This window comes from Aeromonas sp. ZOR0002 (genome assembly GCF_963866995.1).
GTDB lineage: Bacteria > Pseudomonadota > Gammaproteobacteria > Enterobacterales > Aeromonadaceae > Aeromonas > Aeromonas caviae.
In genome coordinates, this window is sequence record NZ_CAWMFQ010000117.1 from 1 (window position 1) to 2582 (window position 2582).

Consider the following 2582-nt stretch of genomic DNA (forward strand, 5'->3'; position numbering starts at 1 on the left):
CCTCGTCGCCCGCCACTTCCCGAACGGCCTCACGGCGGCGGCCCTGGCCAAGGCGCCGGCGGTGGCCTTCGATCAGCGCGACGACATGCACATCAGCTACATGGCCCGTCATTTCGCCCTCCCCCCCGGTGGCTACCCCTGCCACACGGTGCGATCCTCCGAGGCCTTCGTCGCCATGGCGGAGCAGGGGCTGGCCTGCTGCCTCATCCCGGAATTGCAGATCCGCCAGCAACTGGAAGAGGGGCGCCTGCTCGATCTCAACCCGGATCACCACCTGGTCGAGCAGCTCTACTGGCACCGCTGGGTGCTGGAGCGGGGGCTGCACAAGCAGATATCCCAGCGCCTGATCCAGCAGGGGCGACGGGCACTGCAACCCCGTTGAGGGGGCCATTCACCTTGGCTTTGGGGGGGTAAAAACGTATAGTGCTGGGCGATTAACCATCAGGTCTCCACTCAGGTTCCCCATTTATGTTCCAAGACAATCCGCTGCTGGCCCAGCTCAAGCAACAAATCCGCGAAAACATCCCCAAGAAAGAGGGTGTGATCCGCGCCTCCGATCGGGGCTTCGGCTTCCTGGAGGTCGATGAGAAGACCAGCTATTTCGTGCCGCCTCCCTACATGAAGAAGGTGATGCACGGTGACCGGGTGAGCGCCCTGATCCGCACTGAAAAAGAGAAAGAGGTGGCCGAGCCGGATGCCCTGCTGGAGCAGGCCGTCACCCGCTTCGTCGGCCGCGTCAAGATGTTCCGCGACCGCCTCAACGTGGTGCCCGACCACCCCCTCATCAAGGACGCCATCAAGGCCCGCGCCAAGAAGGGTCTGGACGAGAAATCCTTCAAGGAAGGGGACTGGGTGGTTGCCACCCTCAAGCGCCATGCCCTGGTGGACGGCAACTTCTCCGCCGAGATCACCCAGCTCATCGCCACCCAGGAAGATCACAACGTGCCCTGGTGGGTGGTGCTGGCGCGCCACAACCTGGCCCAGATTGAACCGGCGGACCTGCCGGAGTGGAAGGTGATCGAAGAGGAAGAGCTGCCCCGCCGGGATCTGACCCAGGTTCCCTTCTTCACCATCGACGGTGCCAAGACCAAGGACATGGACGATGCCCTGGCCATCACCAAGCTGGAGAACGGCTGGGAGCTGCTGGTGGCCATCGCCGACCCGACCGCCTATGTGGCCGAGGGGAGCGAGCTGGACAAGGAGGCCGCCCAGCGCGCCTTCACCGTCTACATGCCGGGCCGCAACGTACCCATGATCCCGCGCACCCTCTCCGACGAGCTCTGCTCCCTGAAAGAGGGCGAGGAGCGCAACACCCTGTGTGCCCGTCTGCTCATCGCCGAGGACGGCCTGCTGCTGGAGGAGACCGAGTTCTTCGCCGCCCGCATCAATTCCCATGCCCGTCTCAGCTATGACGACGTCTCCGACTGGGCCGAGCACGGCAAAGCGCTGGATATCGACGTCGGCGTCCTGGCCCAGCTGCCGCTGATGAAGGCGATGACGGAGGCCCGCATCAAGTGGCGTACCGAGCACGCCCTGGTGTTCCCGGACAGACCCGACTACGACTTCGAGCTGGGTGAAGACGGCGAAGTGCTGGCCATCCACGTGGAGCCGCGCCGCATCGCCAACCGCATGGTGGAAGAGTCGATGATCGCCGCCAACATCTGCGCCGGCCGCGTGCTGGGCAAAGAGGTCGGCTACGGCATCTTCAACGTCCACACCGGCTTTGACGAGGAGTCCCTGGACGGCGCCATCGAGCTGCTCAAGACCGCCGAGGCCCCGTTCGAGAAGGAAGATATCGCCAGCCTCTCCGGCTTCTGCGCCCTGCGCCGCTGGATAGACAACCTGGACACCCGCTGGCTGGACGGCAAGATCCGCCGCTTCCAGAGCTATGCCCTGATGTCCGCCGAACCGGGCGCCCACTACGGCCTGGGTCTGGATGCCTACGCCACCTGGACCTCCCCCATCCGCAAATACGGCGACATGGTCAACCATCGCCTGCTCAAGGCGGTCATCGCCGGCAAGACCCCGGGTGAGCGCCCCAGCCTGGAGCTGACCGAGCACCTGACCGCCTGCCGCCGCCTGCACCGCATGGTGGAGCGCGACATCGGCGACTGGCTCTATGTGCGCTACCTCAAGGCCGATGCGGGCACCGACAAGGTGTTCAACGCCGAGATCATCGACGTGATGCGCGCCGGCCTCAAGCTGCGCCTGCAGGAGAACGGCGCCGTGGTGTTCATGCCCGCCCGCCATATCCTGGACAACAAGGATCGGCTGGAGTGCAACTGGGACAACGGCCGCGTCTATCTGGACAAGACCGAGGTGGTCTACGAGCTCGGCCAGATCATCGAGGTGAAGCTGACCGAAGCGGTTGAAGAGACCCGCTCCCTCATCGCCAAGCCGGCGGTGGATCTGGTGCCGGGTCCGGCGCCGGTCGCTCCTGCCAGCGAGGCCGATGCCGCGCCTGCCGACGAGGCCCCCAAGACGCAGTGATCCCCCTGCTTGTCTGCTCTGCAAAAGCCCGCATCCTGCGGGCTTTTTTTAGGCGCTGTCCCAATTACATGTTGAAAGGCTAACCTTGAAGT

Annotated in this window: 1 protein-coding gene and 1 pseudogene; both read left to right on the top strand. The window is 64.6% G+C overall.

The genetic code is table 11. From position 1 onward, the window contains the following. Window positions 1-382, top strand: a pseudogene (locus AACR77_RS06610) (ArgP/LysG family DNA-binding transcriptional regulator); the annotation flags it as partial. Between the two features lie 86 nt (window positions 383-468). Next, window positions 469-2490, top strand: coding sequence for an exoribonuclease II (locus AACR77_RS06615; protein WP_042880480.1), 2022 nt, complete (start codon window positions 469-471; stop codon window positions 2488-2490). Window positions 2491-2582 lie beyond the last annotated feature (92 nt).

Coding starts and splice junctions, on each gene's coding strand:
- AACR77_RS06615 (WP_042880480.1), top strand. CDS start 469: ATGTTCCAAGACAATCCGCTGCTGGCCCAGCTCAAGCAACAAATCCGC.